The sequence below is a fragment of the Actinomadura keratinilytica genome (assembly GCF_039539665.1).
GTDB lineage: Bacteria > Actinomycetota > Actinomycetes > Streptosporangiales > Streptosporangiaceae > Spirillospora > Spirillospora keratinilytica.
In genome coordinates this window covers 24,146-41,359 of record NZ_BAABDO010000054.1, presented here as the reverse complement: position 1 = coordinate 41,359, position 17,214 = coordinate 24,146, and the positions used below count along the sequence as shown (strand labels likewise).

General features: G+C 72.7%; 15 protein-coding genes. 10 read left to right on the top strand and 5 right to left on the bottom strand.

Annotation, left to right across the window (positions count from 1 at the left end):
* From ABD879_RS18145 to lipB, 3 genes are all read left to right on the top strand, one after another.
* A partial coding sequence (locus ABD879_RS18145) for a 2-oxo acid dehydrogenase subunit E2 (RefSeq protein WP_345022633.1) occupies positions 1-772 on the top strand: 772 nt, incomplete at its 5' end.
* Positions 773-996: 224 nt separating this feature from the next.
* Positions 997-1,734 (top strand): Type 1 glutamine amidotransferase-like domain-containing protein, encoded by a 738-nt coding sequence (locus tag ABD879_RS18140; RefSeq protein WP_345022631.1) that lies wholly within the window; start codon positions 997-999, stop codon positions 1,732-1,734.
* 25 nt (positions 1,735-1,759) lie between these two features.
* Entirely contained in the window at positions 1,760-2,497 is a 738-nt protein-coding gene (gene lipB / locus ABD879_RS18135; RefSeq protein WP_378272202.1) for a lipoyl(octanoyl) transferase LipB, read from the top strand.
* Positions 2,498-2,535: 38 nt separating this feature from the next.
* Here lipB and ABD879_RS18130 read toward each other — a convergent pair whose 3' ends face one another.
* The gene (locus ABD879_RS18130; protein WP_345022630.1) at positions 2,536-3,027 is read right to left on the bottom strand and encodes a DUF1877 family protein; all 492 of its coding nucleotides are present in this window, start codon (positions 3,025-3,027) and stop codon (positions 2,536-2,538) included.
* A 195-nt stretch (positions 3,028-3,222) separates the two neighbouring features.
* Between ABD879_RS18130 and lipA the strand changes: the two genes are divergently transcribed.
* Complete coding sequence (gene lipA, locus ABD879_RS18125) at positions 3,223-4,152, top strand: lipoyl synthase (RefSeq protein WP_345022629.1); 930 nt, start codon at positions 3,223-3,225, stop codon at positions 4,150-4,152.
* Between the two features lie 113 nt (positions 4,153-4,265).
* On the top strand, positions 4,266-4,961 hold the full coding sequence (locus tag ABD879_RS18120) for a DUF4191 domain-containing protein (RefSeq protein WP_345022628.1): 696 nt from the start codon (positions 4,266-4,268) through the stop codon (positions 4,959-4,961).
* A 170-nt stretch (positions 4,962-5,131) separates the two neighbouring features.
* Here the strand turns inward: ABD879_RS18120 and ABD879_RS18115 are convergent, their stop codons facing one another.
* Positions 5,132-5,620 carry an RDD family protein gene (locus ABD879_RS18115; RefSeq protein WP_345022627.1) on the bottom strand — a complete coding sequence of 163 codons (489 nt, stop codon included), beginning with the start codon at positions 5,618-5,620 and terminating at the stop codon, positions 5,132-5,134.
* Between the two features lie 232 nt (positions 5,621-5,852).
* Here ABD879_RS18115 and glnA (ABD879_RS18110) point away from each other — a divergent pair, with 232 nt between their 5' ends.
* The 5 genes from glnA (ABD879_RS18110) (at position 5,853) to ABD879_RS18090 (ending at position 11,353) form a co-directional block, all read left to right on the top strand.
* Complete coding sequence (gene glnA / locus ABD879_RS18110; protein ID WP_345022626.1) at positions 5,853-7,277, top strand: type I glutamate--ammonia ligase; 1,425 nt, start codon at positions 5,853-5,855, stop codon at positions 7,275-7,277.
* 436 nt (positions 7,278-7,713) lie between these two features.
* Entirely contained in the window at positions 7,714-8,817 is a 1,104-nt protein-coding gene (locus tag ABD879_RS18105; protein ID WP_345022625.1) for a hypothetical protein, read from the top strand.
* A 94-nt stretch (positions 8,818-8,911) separates the two neighbouring features.
* Positions 8,912-9,337 (top strand): OsmC family protein, encoded by a 426-nt coding sequence (locus tag ABD879_RS18100; RefSeq protein ID WP_345022624.1) that lies wholly within the window; start codon positions 8,912-8,914, stop codon positions 9,335-9,337.
* A 275-nt stretch (positions 9,338-9,612) separates the two neighbouring features.
* A complete protein-coding gene (locus tag ABD879_RS18095) occupies positions 9,613-10,527 on the top strand; it encodes a phosphatase PAP2 family protein (protein WP_345022623.1) in 915 nt (304 codons plus the stop codon).
* Between the two features lie 25 nt (positions 10,528-10,552).
* Positions 10,553-11,353 carry a phosphatase PAP2 family protein gene (locus ABD879_RS18090; protein ID WP_345022622.1) on the top strand — a complete coding sequence of 267 codons (801 nt, stop codon included), beginning with the start codon at positions 10,553-10,555 and terminating at the stop codon, positions 11,351-11,353.
* A gap of 4 nt (positions 11,354-11,357) precedes the next feature.
* On the opposite strand, the gene ABD879_RS18085 is transcribed toward ABD879_RS18090, so the two are convergent.
* From ABD879_RS18085 to ABD879_RS18075, 3 genes are all read right to left on the bottom strand, one after another.
* Positions 11,358-14,414: a bifunctional [glutamine synthetase] adenylyltransferase/[glutamine synthetase]-adenylyl-L-tyrosine phosphorylase gene (locus ABD879_RS18085; RefSeq protein WP_345022621.1), complete on the bottom strand. Its 3,057-nt coding sequence runs from the start codon at positions 14,412-14,414 to the stop codon at positions 11,358-11,360.
* 109 nt (positions 14,415-14,523) lie between these two features.
* A complete protein-coding gene (gene glnA / locus ABD879_RS18080) occupies positions 14,524-15,885 on the bottom strand; it encodes a type I glutamate--ammonia ligase (RefSeq protein ID WP_345022620.1) in 1,362 nt (453 codons plus the stop codon).
* A 296-nt stretch (positions 15,886-16,181) separates the two neighbouring features.
* Positions 16,182-17,012: an ABC transporter substrate-binding protein gene (locus ABD879_RS18075; RefSeq protein ID WP_345022619.1), complete on the bottom strand. Its 831-nt coding sequence runs from the start codon at positions 17,010-17,012 to the stop codon at positions 16,182-16,184.
* Positions 17,013-17,214: the final 202 nt, after the last annotated feature.

The following is a 17,214-nucleotide window of genomic DNA, read 5'->3' as shown; positions in this document are numbered from 1 at the left end:
GACCGCGCAGGCCGCCGCCGCGCCCGCCGCGGTGCGGCCGGAGGCCGCCGCGCTGCGCGGCAAGACCGAGAAGATGAGCCGCACCCGGCAGACCATCGCCCGCCGCATGGTGGAGTCGCTGCAGGTCTCCGCGCAGCTCACCACCGTGGTCGAGGTCGACGTCACCAAGATCGCCCGGCTGCGGGAGCGGGCCAAGGACGACTTCCAGGCCCGCGAGGGCGTCAAGCTGTCGTTCCTGCCGTTCTTCGCGCTGGCGGCGGTCGAGGCGCTGAAGGCCCACCCCAAGCTCAACGCCGTCATCAACAGCGAGACCAACGAGGTCACCTACCACGACGTGGAGAACCTCGGCATCGCCGTGGACGTGCCCGAGCGCGGCCTGATGGTCCCGGTCATCCACAACGCCGGGCAGCTCAACCTGGCGGGCCTGGCCAAGCGCATCGCCGACCTGGCCGAGCGGACCCGCACCAACAAGCTCAGCCCGGACGAGGTGGCCGGCGGCACGTTCACGCTGACCAACACCGGCAGCCGCGGCGCGCTGTTCGACACCCCGATCCTCAACCAGCCGCAGGTCGGCATGCTGGGCACCGGCGCGGTCGTCAAGCGCCCGGCCGTCATCGACGACCCGAACCTGGGCGAGGTCATCGCGGTGCGGTCCATGGTCTACCTGGCCCTGACCTACGACCACCGCCTGATCGACGGCGCCGACGCCGCCCGCTTCCTCGGCACCGTCAAGCACCGCCTGGAGGAGGGCAACTTCGAGAACGAGGTGTGACCTCGGCGACCACATGGTGATCGAGGATCGGAACGAGTCCGCGCTCGGCCTCTGAGCCCTCGGAACCCCGCCGCTCCCCCGGGAGCGGCGGGGTTCCGCGCGTCCGGGGCGCCCCGGGTGCGGAGTCTTCACCAAGAAACACCAAAGTCGGTCACGTTCGCGTCAGCCGCCCGTAGCGTGACGGGTGAACCCGAGCACCCCCGCACGGCGACGGAGGCGAGACAGTGAGCACCGACGGCCAGCCCCACATCGTCGCGATCGGCGGCGGAAGCTTCGTGCCCGACGCCCGGTACGGGTACGAGCCGAGCCCGCTGCTGCGCTACGCCCTCGACCTGACCGGTCAGGACCGTCCCCGGGTCTGCTTCCTGACCACCGCCCTCGGCGACGGCGCCGAGTACGTCGCCCGCGGCTACGCCGCCTTCTCCCAGCTGGACGCCGAGGTCAGCCACCTGGTGCTGTTCCCCATGCCGAACCTGGCCGACATGCGCTCGCACCTGCTGTCGCAGGACCTGGTGTACGTGTTCGGCGGCAGCACCGCCAACCTGCTGGCGCTGTGGCGGCTGCACGGGCTCGACGACATGATGCGGGAGGCGTGGACGGAGGGCGTGGTGCTGTGCGGGCAGAGCGCGGGCGCGCTGTGCTGGCACACCGGCGGCACCACCGACTCGTTCGGGCCGAACCTGCGGCCGCTGGCCGACGGGCTGGGGCTGCTGCCGTACTCGTGCGGCGTCCACTACGACAGCGAACCGGAGCGCCGTCCCCTGCTGCACCAGCTCGTCGCCGAGGGGACCCTGGCGGAGGCGTACGCCGCCGACGAGAAGGTGGCCCTGCACTACGTGGGCACCGAGCTGGTCCAGGCGGTGTCCTACGGCAAGGACGCGGGCGCCTACCACGTCGTGCCGGACGGCTCCGGCTCGGTCGACGAGCGCCGCATCGAGCCCAGGCTGCTCGCCTCGTCATGACGACCCCGGGCATAAGCTGGGCGTCGTGACCGATCTGAAGGTAGACGTACGCGAGCCGGAGACCACGAGCGCTCCGGCCGCCGCGCGCGAACTGGTCGTCGTGCACGCCGGGTTCGGCGACGCGGCCGTCCCCTACGAGGCGGGCTGGGACCTGCAGCGCCGCACCCACGCGCTGCGGGCCGACGACCTCATCCCCGACACCGTCCTGCTGCTGGAGCACGAACCGGTCTACACGGCGGGCAAGCGGACCGAGCCGCTGGACCGGCCGATCGGCGACCCCGGCGCCCCGGTCGTGGACGTCGACCGCGGCGGGAAGATCACCTGGCACGGTCCAGGGCAGCTCACCGGCTACCCCATCGTCCGGCTGCCGGACCCGGTGGACGTGGTCGGCTACGTGCGGCTGCTGGAGAAGATGATGATGGCGGTCTGCACCGAGCTCGGCCTGGAGACCGTCACCGTGGAGGGCCGCAGCGGGCTGTGGGTGCCCGGCACCCCCGACCGCAAGATCGGCTCCATCGGGATCCGGGTGGCGCGCGGGGTCACCATGCACGGCTTCATGCTGAACTGCGACTGCGACATGTCGTGGTTCGACCGCATCGTCCCGTGCGGGATCCGCGACGTCGGCTCCACCTCGCTGACCCTGGAGCTGGGCCGCACCGTCACCGTCGCCGAGATCACGCCCCTGGTGGAGCGGCACCTGGCCGACGTGCTGGGCGCCTCCGGCGTCCTGCACCGCACCACCGCCCAGCTGCTCGACGCCTGACGCCGTCGCCGTACCGGCCGGGTCGGCGGCCCGGCCGGTCAGCCGGTCTGGGTCATCACCTTGTAGACGGCCTGCTCGTCGGCGGCGGCCTTGCCGAAGAACTCGGTGAGCCGCGCGTAGGCGGGCGCGAGCACCCGGTCGCGGTCGAGGGCGGCGGCGTCCTGCACCTCGGCGGCGGCCATGGCGTCGGGGTCGAACCGGTCGGCGATCGTCTCGAACGGGGTGCCGGCCAGGTGCTCGGCGGCGGCCGCGACCCGTTCGGGCGCCAGGTAGATGACGTCCATGCCCAGCTCGTCGGCGCCGTCCTCGGTGAGCAGGCGGCCGCCGCACACCACGTCGGCGGCGGGGGCGCGGCCCTCCCAGGCGTCCCCGGTGAGCAGGTAGTGCAGCGCCTGCCAGGCGGCGCCGAGGTCGACGACGTGCTCGGCGGGCTGGCGGCGCCGCCAGTCGGCGATGCCGAACACCAGCCGGGCGATCCGCGCGGGGTCGGGCTCGCCCTCCAGCGTCGGGGGCACCCTCAGGTACGTCATGGCCAGTCCCACGGTGGTTCCTCCGTACGGGGTCGAGACGGCGACAGGGTGTCACCTTAGAGAGAACCGCCGATACGGAGGGTGGAAACGCGGGAATCGGCCTGCCTGATTCGCCCCGTACGCAGTTTTCGATGGGGTGCACGTCACCACGCGGGGGCTGCACAGGGCGTCCGGTATGGGACGTACCCTGTGAGGGTGACGACGGTGACACCCGAGGGGCGCAGGCTCCTGCGCATCGAAGCCCGCAACAGCCAGACGCCGATCGAGCGCAAGCCCGAGTGGATCAAGACGCGGCTGAAGACCGGTCCGCAGTACCGCGAGCTGATGGGCCTGGTGAAGTCCGAGGGACTGCACACGGTGTGCCAGGAGGCGGGCTGCCCCAACATCTACGAGTGCTGGGAGGACCGGGAGGCCACCTTCCTCATCGGCGGCGACCAGTGCACCCGGCGCTGCGACTTCTGCCAGATCGACACCGGCAAGCCCGCCGAGTTCGACCGCGACGAGCCGCGCCGGGTGGCCGAGTCGGTCGCGCAGATGGGGCTGCGGTACGCCACCGTCACCGGCGTGGCCCGCGACGACCTGGAGGACGGCGGCGCCTGGCTGTACGCCGAGACCGTGCGCGCCATCCACGGCGCGGTGCCCGGCTGCGGCGTCGAGCTGCTGATCCCCGACTTCAACGGGCGCCCCGACCTGCTCGGCGAGGTGTTCGGCGCGCGTCCGGAGGTGCTAGCGCACAACGTGGAGACCGTGCCGCGCATCTTCAAGCGGATCCGTCCCGCGTTCCGGTACGAGCGGTCCCTGGACGTGCTCACCCAGGCCCGCGCGGCCGGGCTGGTCACCAAGTCGAACCTGATCCTGGGCATGGGCGAGACCCGCGAGGAGGTCTCCCAGGCGCTGCGCGACCTGCACGAGGCGGGCTGCGAGCTGGTCACCATCACCCAGTACCTGCGGCCCACCCCCCGGCACCACCCGGTGGAGCGGTGGGTCAAGCCCGAGGAGTTCGTCGAGCTGCGCGAGGAGGCCGAGGAGATCGGCTTCGCCGGGGTGATGTCCGGGCCGCTGGTGCGCTCCAGCTACCGCGCCGGGCGCCTGTACCGGCAGGCGATCGAGGCCCGCGAGTCCTGACGCCGGCCCGTCCGCGCACGCGCGCACGGCGGGCCCGCCCGCACCCGGCCGGCGGATATGCGCCGGTCGGGGAGATGTCGGGCGAGTGGTAGGACGGCACTATCCTTGTGGCCATGTCGAACAAGCCGACGGACGGGGCCCAGGAGCGTCCGGGCCGTTTCCAGCAGATCCGACTGGTCGCCCGGCTGCTCAAGCAGGCCGATCCCAAGGCCCTGCCGATCGTGTTCGCCTCCGCGCTCGGCACCCTGGTCGTCGTCATCCTGATCGGGGTGGTCGTCGGCAGCCTGTGGTTCTTCATCCCGCTGGCGCTGCTGTCCGCGGCCGCCGTCGGCATGATCGTGTTCGGTCAGCTGGCGCAGCGCGCGCAGTACAAGATGATCGCCGGGCAGCCGGGTGCGGCCGCGGCGATCCTCAAGAGCATGCGCGGCAACTGGACGGTCACCGAGGCCGTCGCCGGCAACCGCAACCTCGACATGGTGCACCGCGTGGTGGGCCGCCCCGGGGTGATCCTGGTGTCCGAGGGCCCGCCCAACCGGGTGCGGGCGCTGCTGGGGGCGGAGAAGAAGCGCATCGCGCGCGCCGCCCAGCAGGTGCCGATCTACGACGTGCAGGTCGGCGACGCCGAGGGCCAGATCCCCGTGGACAAGCTGCAGCGGCACCTGATGAAGCTGCCCCGCAACCTCACCAAGGGGCAGGTCGGCGAGCTGAACGACCGGCTGCGGGCGCTCCCCCGCGCCATGCAGATGCCCAAGGGCCCGATGCCGAAGGGCGTCCGGATGCCCAAGGGTCCCAAGCCCAAGATGCGCTGACCGCGCCCCCTGTACGACGTGCAAGAAAGCGCCCCCCGGCGGGGGGCGCTTTCTTCGTGTTCGTCCAGCGTGCAGGCCCGCATGTGTTCTGCAGGGCCGCGGGGCGCGCGTTCTGCACGGTCCGCCCCGCAGGTTTGCGATCCACAGGGTTTCGGCCTGCGGATTTCGAGTTAGAGGTTGACGACGATGGTGTTGGCGGCGCGGTCGTGCAGGCCGCGGTAGTCGCGGTCCCAGATCAGCGCGGGCACGACCGCCACCAGCAGGACGGCGCGGGCCAGCCCCCATACGGGTCCGACGGGACGGCCGTCCAGCCGCGCCACCCGGATGCCGCAGATCCGCTTGCCGATCGTGATGCCGAGCAGCCCGACCAGCACCCAGGACTGCACGCCGAACACCAGCAGCGTCGTCAGGCTGCGCTCCGGCGGCGACAGCTCGAACAGGCGCGCCAGGAAGCTGGCGACGAGCAGGGACAGCCCCCAGTCGATGAACAGGGCCAGCAGCCTGCGGCCGTACCCGGCGACGGCTCCGCCGCCCTGCTCGGGCAGCCCGAGCCGCTCGCCCGGGTAGCCGAGGTCCGCACCGGCCGAGCGGGCCCCGCCCAGCCACGTCTGCGTCCACCGCGCACCCGCGGCGGGCCGCTCCTTACCGCTGCTGCTCATGGCCCCTACGCTATCCGCTTCCCGCGGTGCGCCCCCATCGGCTCCCCGCGGCGAGGGGCCGCCGGACGCCCAGCGATGCTCACGAGACCAGTGAAACCGAGTGAAACGGCATGGACAACCCCAAAACCGCCACCCAACGTGAGCCGTAACACAGGCGAAACATATGGGACACGGTAGGGAAACGGCCTGGCCATAGCCTCCACTGGAGCCGAAAGCGCCCCAAGGAGGCTGGATGTTCAGCAGCGCCGAAGAGGTCCTGAGCTATATCGAACGCGAAGGCGTGCGTTTCGTCGACTGTCGATTCGTCGACCTGCCCGGGAAGATGCAGCACTTCACGTTCCCCGTGGAGAGCTTCGGCGAGAGCGTCTTCACCGAGGGGCTGATGTTCGACGGCTCGTCGGTCCGCGGTTTCCAGGAGATCCACGAGTCGGACATGCTGCTGCTGCCGGACCCGAGCACCGCCGTGCTCGACCCGTTCCGCCAGCACAAGACCCTCAACCTCAACTTCTTCGTCCACGACCCGCTGACCGGCGAGCCCTACAGCCGCGACCCGCGCAACGTGGCCAAGAAGGCGCAGGAGTACCTGCGCGGCACCGGCATCGCCGACACCGCGTTCTTCGGGCCGGAGGCCGAGTTCTACATCTTCGACGACGTCCGCTTCGAGACCAAGGAGAACGCGGGCTACTACTACCTCGACTCGGTCGAGGGCGCCTGGAACACCGGGCGCGAGGAGGCCGGCGGCAACCTCGGCGCCAAGCCCCCCTACAAGGGCGGCTACTTCCCGGTCCCCCCGATGGACCACTTCACCGACCTGCGCTCGGAGATGGTCTCCCAGCTGCTCGGCGTGGGCATCCACGTGGAGATGCAGCACCACGAGGTCGGCACCGCGGGCCAGGCCGAGATCGACTTCCGCTTCGACACGCTGCTGAAGACCGCCGACAACCTGCTGCTCTACAAGTACGTCGTCAAGAACGTGGCGCGCGCCGCGGGCAAGACGGTGACGTTCATGCCCAAGCCGATCTTCGGTGACAACGGGTCGGGCATGCACTGCCACCAGTCGCTGTGGAAGGACGGCTCGCCGCTGTTCTACGACGAGGTCGGCTACGCGGGCCTGTCGGACACCGCCCGCTACTACATCGGCGGCCTGCTCAAGCACGCCCCGGCGCTGCTGGCCTTCACCAACCCGACGGTGAACTCCTACCACCGCCTGGTGCCCGGCTTCGAGGCCCCGGTCAACCTGGTGTACTCGCAGCGCAACCGGTCGGCCTGCATCCGCATCCCGATCACCGGCTCCAACCCCAAGGCCAAGCGGGTCGAGTTCCGCGTGCCGGACCCGTCGTGCAACCCGTACCTGGCCTTCTCGGCGATGCTGATGGCGGGTCTGGACGGCATCAAGAACAAGATCGAGCCGGCCGAGCCGGTGGACAAGGATCTCTACGAGCTGCCGCCCGAGGAGGCCCGCGCCATCCCGCAGGTGCCCGGCTCGCTGGAGAAGGTCCTGGACGCCCTGGAGGCCGACCACGACTTCCTCCTGGAGGGCGGGGTGTTCACCCCCGACCTCATCGAGACCTGGATCTCCATGAAGCGCGAGTTCGAGATCGACCCGATCCGCCTGCGCCCCCACCCGCACGAGTTCGAGCTGTACTACGACGTCTGATCGCGGCGTCCGATCGGACGCCGCGGCACCCGGGGGCTGCCCGCGGGCATCGCCAGGGGCACGTCGGCAAGCGAGCGGCCGCCCGGCCGCCTGCCCTCTCCGGACAGGCGGCCGGGCGGCCTTTTCGCATGCCCGCGCGCTCGCCCACCGCAGCGGCGGCAGCACTGTGCGTGTCCACGGCGCTGACCGCGGCCGCGTCGCTCACCGGGTGACAGCTCTCTGGCCCGCGAGCGCCAAGCGTCTTCGGACGGCGACGGAAAGTGACCGCCCGACCTATTCTGGAGGCGTCACCGGCGGTCGGCCGCACGAGGCCGCGGCGGGGCGTCCGGGCAGCGCGTCCGGCGGGCGACCGCTCGCCCGTTCCGGCCGGCGCCGGCGGCCGTCCGGGCCGCCTGGGCGCGCCGGTGGCGTCCGGGCCCGAGCTTGGGAGGCGAGGATGGCCGCAGCACCCGCGGTGCAGGTGTACGGCGTGCCCCTGGACGGCTTCAGCGGGGCGGACGACGACGCCAAACTCAAGGCCGCCATGTCGTACGCGGCGGCGCAGACCAGGCCGCCGGCGATCGTGCTGGCCAACCGGGCGCACAAGTTCGACGGCGGCCCCTACCCGTACTACGACGGCTTCCGCCTGGTCGGGTCCCTCGGCACCCTTGAGCGCGAGTTCTCCTCCGCCGGGCCGCAGTGCGTGGCGACGGTCGGCGGCCGGGCGCTGTTCTCGGTGCCCTCCCGGGGCGTGAAGAACATGTTCGTCGCCGGCGTGCAGTTCCGCGCCGCGTCCGGCGGCGTGCACTTCCAGACGCCGGTCACCGACTTCGCCGGCGGCCCGATCATGCAGGACGCCGACTTCCGCGGCCTGGCCTGGGTGGGGTTCAAGACGGTGATGCACGCCCGGCACCTGCGGTGCGGCATCGAGCGGGTCTACGTCAACAACGGCACCGACACCCAGTTCAAGCTCGCCGGATCCGACAACTGCTACTTCGTCGAGGGCAAGTCGTTCATGTCGGCGCACGCGTTGAAGGCGTCGATGTTCTACCTCTGGTTCCCGCACATGTCCCGCACGCAGGTGGGCCCGCTGTACCTCACCCCCGAGGTCGCCACCGGGGTGCGCGTCGACGGGTCGTACGGGAACCTGGTGTTCACCGGCACCCTGTTCGACTGCACGGGCCGCACCGCGTCCACCGCCTGCCAGGGCGCCGCCGTCCTGATCACGGGCGGCAAGGGCATGGTGTTCCGCGACTGCTGGTTCTTCAACAACGCCGTCAACCCCGCCGCGACCGGCCGCAGCCCCCGCGACCGGGGCCAGGTGTTCATCCGCGGGTCGGCGAGCGAGATCCTGTTCGACGGCTGCCAGTTCAACGGCGGCGCCGCGCAGAAGATGTACACCCCGTCCGACACCCCCGCCATCTACGCCGCCACCGGCGTGACGCGGGTCAAGGTGGCCAATCCGCTCGCCCCCAACAACGGCGTCCGGCTGCTGCACCACCAGTCCGCCGGGATCATCACCACGTCCGGCGCGGACGGCTGGACCCTGAAGGTCGGGTGAGCCCGCCGCCGGGGGAACATCCGCGCCGCCGATCTCGTTGCGCCGACGGGCGGCCCGGCCGACCGGGCCGACGCGACGAGCACAAGGGGGTCAGATGGCCACGGTGAGGGTCCGGCGCACCGACGACGGTTTCGAGGCGGTCAACGACCGGGGGGCGCGGGTCGCCGTCGACGGCTCCGGGGAGACAGCGGGCGCGTTCACGCCCGTCGAGCTGCTGCTGGCCGCGCTGGGCGGCTGCGAGCTGGTCACCGTGGAGCCGCTGACCGCGGGGCGCGGGCACCGGCTGGCGCGGCTGGCCGCCACCGTCCGCGCCGACAAGGTCGCCACCAGCAGGCTGGGCACGATCACGATCAGCTACGAGGTGGAGCTGCCCGAGGGCGACGAGAAGGCCGCCGAGGTGTTCGAGGCCGTGGCCCGCAGGGTGCACGCGAGCTACTGCACGGTCGGCAACGCGCTCAAGGAGCCGATGACCGTGGAGCAGGTGCTGCCCGGGCCGTCCGGGGAGCCGTACTCCGCCTGAAGCATCCCCGCGCAAGCAGCCGCCGGGAGAGGATCGCGCCTGTTCATCAGGGACATCCCGGGGATTCATCGGGGGGACACCAAGCCTCCTCCCCCCAAAAGGCCGAAGTCCCGTCGGGCGCGTACTACTCAAGTCTGAGAAGAAGACCATTCGTCCCGGTGATCTCAATTGAGAGGCCCGCGGCAAGGATAGGCGGCATGGTCCAAACCGCCCCCACGGCCACCCCCAGCCGGTTGGCACCCCCCGGTCGCGCGGCGCGGCCCCGGGCGGGTGCCGTGGGGTCGCTCGCGCCGTCGGTGTGGCGCGAGCTGGCGCTGATCGTTCTGTTCTACACCGGATATACGCTCACGAGGCTGATCCTGGTTCAGGACGGCACGGGGCCGGCGTTCACCCATGCCGACCAGATCCTGGCGTTCGAGCGGTCCGTGGGCATCGACGTCGAGCTGGACCTCAACCGGATGCTGCTGGAGGTGCCCTGGCTGGCGCGCGCCGCCAACGTCTTCTACGCCACCGCTCACTTCGCGGTGACCCTTGGCGTCGTCGTCTGGGTGTACCGGAGGCACCCCGCGCACTACCGGTGGCTGCGCACGGGCATCATGGCGGCCACCGGCGCGGCGCTGCTGGGGTTCTGGCTGTACCCCCTGGCCCCGCCGCGGTTCCTGGAGGACGAGGGGTTCGTGGACCCGGTGACGGCCCTGCACTCGATGGGGCTGTACGCCAGCGACGCGTCCGCCACGCTGACCAACCAGTACGCGGCCATGCCGTCGATGCACGCGGGGTGGGCGCTGTGGTGCGGGTTCGTGCTGGTGCGGCTGGCGTCCCGCCGGTGGGTGCGGGTGCTCGGCGTCGTCTATCCGGCCACGACGGTGGCCGTCATCCTGGCCACCGCCAACCACTACGTGCTGGACGCGGTGGCGGGCATCGCGTTGACAGCGGCCGCCCTGTACGCGTCCCGGCTGCGGTACCGCCGCACGCGGCCGGAGCGGACACGTCGGGCGGCGGCCGCGAAGACCGCGGCGGCCGCGGTGGCCCAGCGGCAGGCGGAGGCACAACTTCATGCGAAGGCGAGGCGGCGCGGAGGGTCCGCGTCCGGACGGCGGACGGCCGGCGACACCTGCGGAACGGCCCCGGGCATCCGGGAGGCGGGCGGCACGCCCGTCCCCTCCGGCGAGTCCTCGGGCGCGCGGTAGCCGGACCTCCGAGATCGCGGGGCTCGTGCCCGGGACGGACGGCGCGCCGGAGCGGCGATCCCCGGACGGCGCCGCCGCGCGGCGCGGGGCGCGCCGTCCCCGGCTGTGGCCGGAGCTGCTGCTGATCGCGATCTGCTACGGCTGCTACTCGATGGTGCGCAACCTGGTGCCGGCCGACCACGCCACCGCCGCGCACCGGGCGCAGGAGATCCTCGCCCTGGAGTACGACCTGCGCCTCGACGTCGAGTACACGCTGAACCGGCTGTTCGCCGAGCACGCCTGGCTGGCGGTCCCGGCGAACTACTTCTACGCCACGATGCACTTCGCCGTGACGATCGGCGTGCTGGTGTGGCTGTACGCGCGGCACCCGGACCGGTACGCGGCCTACCGCACGATCCTGTTCGCCACGACGATGGTGGGGCTGGTCGGCTTCTGGCTGTATCCGCTGGCTCCGCCGCGCATGCTGCCCGGCTTCACCGACACGGTGATCAGCTTCGGGACGTGGGGCATCTACGGCTCCTCGCCGATGGCGTCGGTGTCCAACCAGTACGCGGCGATGCCGTCGATGCACACGGCGTGGTCGCTGTGGTGCGCGATGGCGGTGATCGGCGTGGCGGGGCGGCGGCGCCCCTGGGCGGTGCCGGCGGCCGCGCTGTACCCGACCGCCACCATCTTCGTGATCATGGGGACCGCCAACCACTACCTGCTGGACGCCGTCGGCGGTGCGGTCGCGCTGGCCTGCGGGGTCGCCCTGAGCCGGGGCGCGTTGCGGGCGTTCGCCGTGCTGCTGCCCGCCCGCGCCACCGGCCCGTCCTCGTCCCCCTAGCCGGTCACTCCTCGCCGTAGAAGACGCGTTCCACCACGGCGCGGGCCCGGCGGGCGTGGCGGCGGTAGTCCTCCAGCAGGTCGCCGGTGCCGGGGTAGCCGAGCATGCGGCTGACGGAGCTGCGCTCGCGGTGGTGGTCGGTCGGCAGCACGTCGGAGGCCCGGCCGCGCACCAGCATCATCGCGTTGCGCAGGCGGGTGGCCAGCTGCCAGGCGTCCGCCAGCACCTCGGCGTCGGCGGGGGCGAGCAGGTTCTCGGCGGCGGCCGCCTCCAGGGTCGCCAGGGTGCGGGTGGTGCGCAGCGCGGGCACGTCGTGGGCGTGGCGCAGCTGCAGCAGCTGGGCGACCCATTCGACGTCCGACAGCCCGCCGGGGCCGAGCTTGATGTGCAGGCGCCGGTCCACGCCGCGCGGCAGCCGCTCGGACTCCATGCGGGCCTTCAGCCGCCGGATCTGCCGGACGGCGTCGTCGTCGATGCCGCCCTCGGGCCAGCGCACCGGGTCGACGACGGCGTGGAAGCGTTCGCACAGCTCCCGGTCGCCGATGGTGGCGTGGGCGCGCAGCAGGGCCTGGCTCTCCCACGGCTCCGACCAGCGGGCGTAGTAGGCGGCGTAGGAGGCCAGGGTGCGCACCAGCGGCCCCTGGCGGCCCTCGGGCCGCAGGTTCGGGTCGATCTCCAGCGGCGGGTCGGGGGCGGGCAGCGCCAGCAGGCGGCGCATCTCCTCGGCGACGGCGTGCGCGGCCGCGTGCGCGTCGCGTTCGTCGGCGCCGGGCAGCGGGTCGTGCACGAACATCACGTCGGCGTCGCTGCCGTAGCCGAGCTCGTGCCCGCCGAAGCGGCCCATCGCCACCACGGCGATCCGGGTGGGCAGCGGTCCCCGCCGCTCCATCTCGATCTTGTCGATGGCGGCCTGCAGCGCGGCCTCGACGGTGACGGCGGCGATGTCGGACAGCGCCTCCCCGACGGTGCGCACGTCGGCCAGGTCGAGCAGGTCGGCGACGGCCACGCGGAACAGCTCGCGGCGGCGCAGGCCGCGCACGACGGCGACGGCCTCCTCGGCGGCCAGCACCGCGCCGTCCTCGGCCGCGGCGGCGGGCTCGGGCAGGGCCAGGCGGCGCACGTCGGCCAGCGCCTCGGTGCGCAGCGCCTGGTACGGGCGCGGCGCCAGCTCGGCGTCGCCGACCAGCATGGTGACCGCCTCGGGGGCGCGCAGCAGCAGGTCGGTGGCGTACCGGCTGGAGCCCAGCACCCAGGCCATGCGCTCGGCGACGGTGACCTCGTCGCGCAGCAGCCGCAGGTACCAGGGGGTGGTGCCGAGGGCGTCGCTGACCTGGCGGAAGCCGAGCAGGCCCGCGTCGGGGTCGGGGGCGTCGGCGAACCAGCCGAGCATGACCGGCAGCAGCGTGCGCTGGATGGCGGCGCGCCGCGACACCCCGGCGGTCAGCGCCTCGATGTGCCGCAGCGCGCCCGCCGGGTCGGCGTAGCCGAGCGCCTCCAGGCGGGTGCGGGCGGCCGCGTGGGTGAGGCGGGCCTCGGGTCCGGGGAGGCGGGCCACGGCGCGCAGCAGCGGCCGGTAGAACAGCTTCTCGTGCAGCCGCCGCACCTGGCGGGCGTGCCGCCGCCACTGCGCGGTGAACTCGCCGACGGGGTCGGTGCGCAGGCCGAGGGCGCGGCCGAGGCGGCGCAGGTCGGCCGGGTCCTCGGGGACGACGTGGGTGCGGCGCAGCCGGTGCAGCTGGACCAGGTGCTCGACGCGGCGCAGGAACCGGTAGGCGGCGGCCAGCGCGGCGGCGTCGTCGCGGCCCACGTACCCGCCCTCCGACAGGGCGGCCAGCGCCTCCAGGGTGCCGCGGCCGCGCAGCGTCTCGTCGGCGCGGCCGTGCACGAGCTGCAGCAGCTGCACCGCGAACTCCACGTCGCGCAGCCCGCCGGGGCCGAGCTTGAGCTCGCGTTCGGCGGCCGGGTCGCGGCGGTTGAGGTGGGCCTCGACGCGGCGGCGCATCGACTGCACCTCGTCGACGAACCCCTCCCCCGCCGCTGCCTGCCACACCAGCGGGGTGATCATGTCGAGGTAGCGGGCGCCGAGGTCGGGGTCCCCGGCGACCGGCCGGGCCTTCAGCAGCGCCTGGAACTCCCAGGTCTTGGCCCAGCGCTCGTAGTAGGCGCGGTGGCTGGCCAGCGAGCGCACCAGCGGCCCGGCCTTGCCCTCGGGGCGCAGCGCGGCGTCCACCTCCCACAGCGCGCCCTCGGTGGTGTGCGCCGAGCAGGCCCGCATCATGGCCGAGGCCAGGCGGGTGGCGGCGCGCAGGGCGGCGTCCTCGGGGTGGCCGTCGCGCGGCTCCGCCACGAAGATCACGTCCACGTCGCTGACGTAGTTGAGCTCGCGGCCGCCGCACTTGCCCATGCCGATCACGGCCAGCCGGCAGGCGGTGTGCTCGGGCACCTCGGCGCGCGCCACCGCCAGGCCCGCCTGCAGCGCCGCGGCGGCCAGGTCGGCCAGCTCGGCGGCGACCTCGGCGACGTCGGCGGCGCCGGTCAGGTCGCGGCCGGCCAGGCCCAGCAGCCGCCGCCGGTAGGCCACGCGCAGCGCCACCAGCGTCTCGGGGGAGGCGTCGCGGGCGACCGGTTCGGCGGCGTCCGGATCGGCGCCCACGGCGTCGAGCAGGACGGCCCGCGGATCCGCTTGGACCGATCCATCACCGTCTCGCAGCGCCCGCCACTGCTCGGGATGGCGGGCCAGGTGGTCGGCGAAGGCGGCGCTGACCCCCAGCACCGCCAGCAGCCGGTCGCGGACGGTCGGCTCGTGCGCCAGCGCCTTGCGCAGCTCGCGCGCCGCCGGCTGCTCGCCGGACGCGGCGGTCAGCAGCCGCAGCAGCCCGTCCAGGGCCAGGTCCGGGTCGGCCGTGGCGCCCAGGCCGTCCAGCAGGTCGTCGTCCAGCGGGACGCCGGCGTCCTCGGCCTCCTTCAGCAGCCGTTCGGCTCGTCCCGCCTCGTTGAATCCGAGTCTCGCCAGCCGCCCGGGCAGTGAGGGACGGCGGTCGGGCGTCCACGACACGCTCACGGAATCAAGTTAAACCGAATGCGCCCCACGGGACTCCCCAAGCGGCCACCCGAACATCTCGATTGCGTCTCCGCGGCGCGGCCGGGGCAGGCCGGCCGCGCCGGGGCCGTCACAGGATGTGGATGAGGCGGCGGCGCTCGTACTCGGTGACCTGGCGGCGGTAGTCCTCCCACTCCTGGCGCTTGTTGCGCAGGAAGAAGTCGAAGGTGTGCTCGCCGAGCACGTCGGCCATCAGCTCGCTGCGCTCCATCGCGTGGATGGCCTCGTCCAGGCTCTGCGGCAGCGGGCGGATGCCCATGGCGCGCCGCTCGGCCGGGGTGAGCGCCCACACGTCGTCCTCGGCGCCCGGGGGCAGCTCGTAGCCCTGCTCGATGCCCTTCAGCCCGGCGCCGAGGATGGCGGCGAACGCCAGGTAGGGGTTGCAGGCCGAGTCCAGCGAGCGGAACTCGATGCGGGTGGAGTGGCCCTTGTGCGGCTTGTACATCGGCACCCGCACCAGCGCCGAGCGGTTGTTGTGGCCCCAGCAGATGTACGGCGGGGCCTCGCCGCCGGCGCCCGCGGTGGAGCCGACGCCGCCCCACAGCCGCTTGTAGGAGTTGACCCACTGGTTGCACACGGCGGTGATCTCGGCGGAGTGCCGCAGCACGCCGGCGATGAACGCGCGGCCCACCTTGGACAGCTGGTACTCGGCGCCCGGCTCGTAGAAGGCGTTGCGGTCGCCCTCGAACAGCGACATGTGGGTGTGCATGCCCGAGCCGGGGTGGTCGGTGAACGGCTTGGGCATGAAGGTGGCGTACACCCCCTGCTCCAGGGCGACCTCCTTCATCACCAGCCGGAACGTCATGATGTTGTCGGCGGTGGTGAGCGCGTCGGCGTAGCGCAGGTCGATCTCCTGCTGGCCGGGGGCGTTCTCGTGGTGGCTGAACTCCACCGAGATGCCCATGGCCTCCAGCATCATGATCGCGTTGCGCCGGAAGTCGTGCGCGGCGCTGTGCGGGGTGTGGTCGAAGTAGCCCCCGGCGTCCACCGGGTCGGGCTCGCGGCCGTCCTCGGGCCGGTCGCGCAGCAGGAAGAACTCGATCTCGGGGTGGGTGTAGAAGGTGAAGCCGAGGTCGGCGGCGCGGGCCAGGGCGCGCTTGAGCACGAAGCGCGGGTCGGCGAAGCTGGGCGTGCCGTCCGGCATGAGGATGTCGCAGAACATGCGGGCCACGCCGGGCGATTCGCTGCGCCAGGGCAGCACCTGGAAGGTGGACGGGTCCGGCTTGGCGATCATGTCGGCCTCGTAGACGCGGGCGAAGCCCTCCACGGCCGACCCGTCGAAGCCGATGCCCTCGTCGAAGGCGCCCTCGAGTTCGGCGGGCGCGACCGCCACGGACTTGAGGAACCCGAGCACGTCGGTGAACCACAGCCGGATGAAGCGGATGTCGCGCTCCTCCAGGGTGCGGAGCACGAACTCCTGCTGACGGTCCAAAGCCTTACTCCCTCGTGAGCCAGCCCGACTGCCCGGTCCATGCCCGCGCCCGGCATTGCTTTAACGGGCGTTTGCGCTGGTGCCGACAGGTCCGGGATTCTGCAGTATGCCTCGCCGCTGTTTCCACGACGTTACGGGGACCGAGCGCGGCGCCGTCTCGGGAGCAAACCGCGCATATGCCCCGTATTTGCCCTGTTCGCTCCACTGTGCCACATGATGCGGGCGCCCGTCACAGCGCCCGTGACACCGCTCGCCACAGCGCCCGCCACAGTGCTCGTCACAGGAGGCGGCGAAGGTCACCGGGCGGCGCCGGCGGACCGGTCCGCCTCCGGCAGGGGCCCGATCCACTTGCGGTACAGCCGCTGGTAGGTGCCGTCCGCCCGGGCCCGGTCGATCACCTGGTCGATCAGCCGGACCAGCGCGGGGTTGCGGTTCTTGCGGACCCAGAAGCCGTACCGCTCGCCGGTGCGGGGGGTGGCGGCGATCTCCACACCGGAGCCCGCGGGGGTCCGCAGCAGGTTGCGGGCGGCCGGGTAGTCCAGCACGACCGCGTCGAGCCGTCCGGCGCGCAGGTCGGCCAGCGCGGCCCGCGGGTCGTCGTACGACCGGGGGTCGTCGAAGTCCGCGCCCTCGACGTACCGTTCGGCGGCGGTGGCGGACTGCGTGCCGACCTTGCGGCCGCCCGCCTCGGCCTCCCGCAGCGAGGTGATCCCGCCGCCCTTCCTGACCACCAGCGCCGCGGCGGCGTCGAAGTAGGGCTTGGAGGCGTCCATGCGCTCGGTGCGCTCGGGGGTGACGGCCATGGCGCCCATGACGACGTCGCACCGCTGCGCGTCGAGCGCCTCGCCGTTCGTCATGGTCGCGTACGGGACCTCGACGACGTGCTGGGCCACACCGAGCCGCCGGGCCACCAGGTCGAGCATGTCGACGTCGAACCCGACCACCCGGCCCCCCTGCCGGGCCTCGAAGGGCGGGTAGGGCAGCTGCGCGCACGTGGTGAGCCGCCCCTTCGCGACCAGCTCCACGCCCTGCACCGTGGCGCCGTCGCCGCCGCACGCCGCGGCGGTCAGCGCCAGCGCGGCCAGCACCGCGCCGAGAACCGGACGCCGAGGGGATGCTCCGGACACTCTTCCTCCCGCTGTTCACTTGTCCCCCGCGCACGCGAGGAGCGCACGCGGGAGAAATATGCCATGCCGGATCCGCGCGGGTGGGCCGTCGGCGAAACCCGCCGGGGACGAGCCGGTGCGGGCGCCCCGTTCCGGGGCCCGGCGGCCGCCGCCCATCCGCTTTTCCGGAAATTTGACGTTGCGATCATGGCCCGCAATAGCC

Excerpts from the sequence above, each read along its gene's own strand:
- ABD879_RS18100 (WP_345022624.1), top strand. The coding sequence starts at position 8,912 with ATGGCCACGGTGAGGGTCCGGCGCACCGACGACGGTTTCGAGGCGGTC.
- ABD879_RS18105 (WP_345022625.1), top strand. The coding sequence starts at position 7,714 with ATGGCCGCAGCACCCGCGGTGCAGGTGTACGGCGTGCCCCTGGACGGC.
- glnA (WP_345022626.1), top strand. The coding sequence starts at position 5,853 with ATGTTCAGCAGCGCCGAAGAGGTCCTGAGCTATATCGAACGCGAAGGC.
- ABD879_RS18120 (WP_345022628.1), top strand. The coding sequence starts at position 4,266 with ATGTCGAACAAGCCGACGGACGGGGCCCAGGAGCGTCCGGGCCGTTTC.
- ABD879_RS18115 (WP_345022627.1), bottom strand. The coding sequence starts at position 5,620 with ATGAGCAGCAGCGGTAAGGAGCGGCCCGCCGCGGGTGCGCGGTGGACG.
- ABD879_RS18130 (WP_345022630.1), bottom strand. The coding sequence starts at position 3,027 with ATGACGTACCTGAGGGTGCCCCCGACGCTGGAGGGCGAGCCCGACCCC.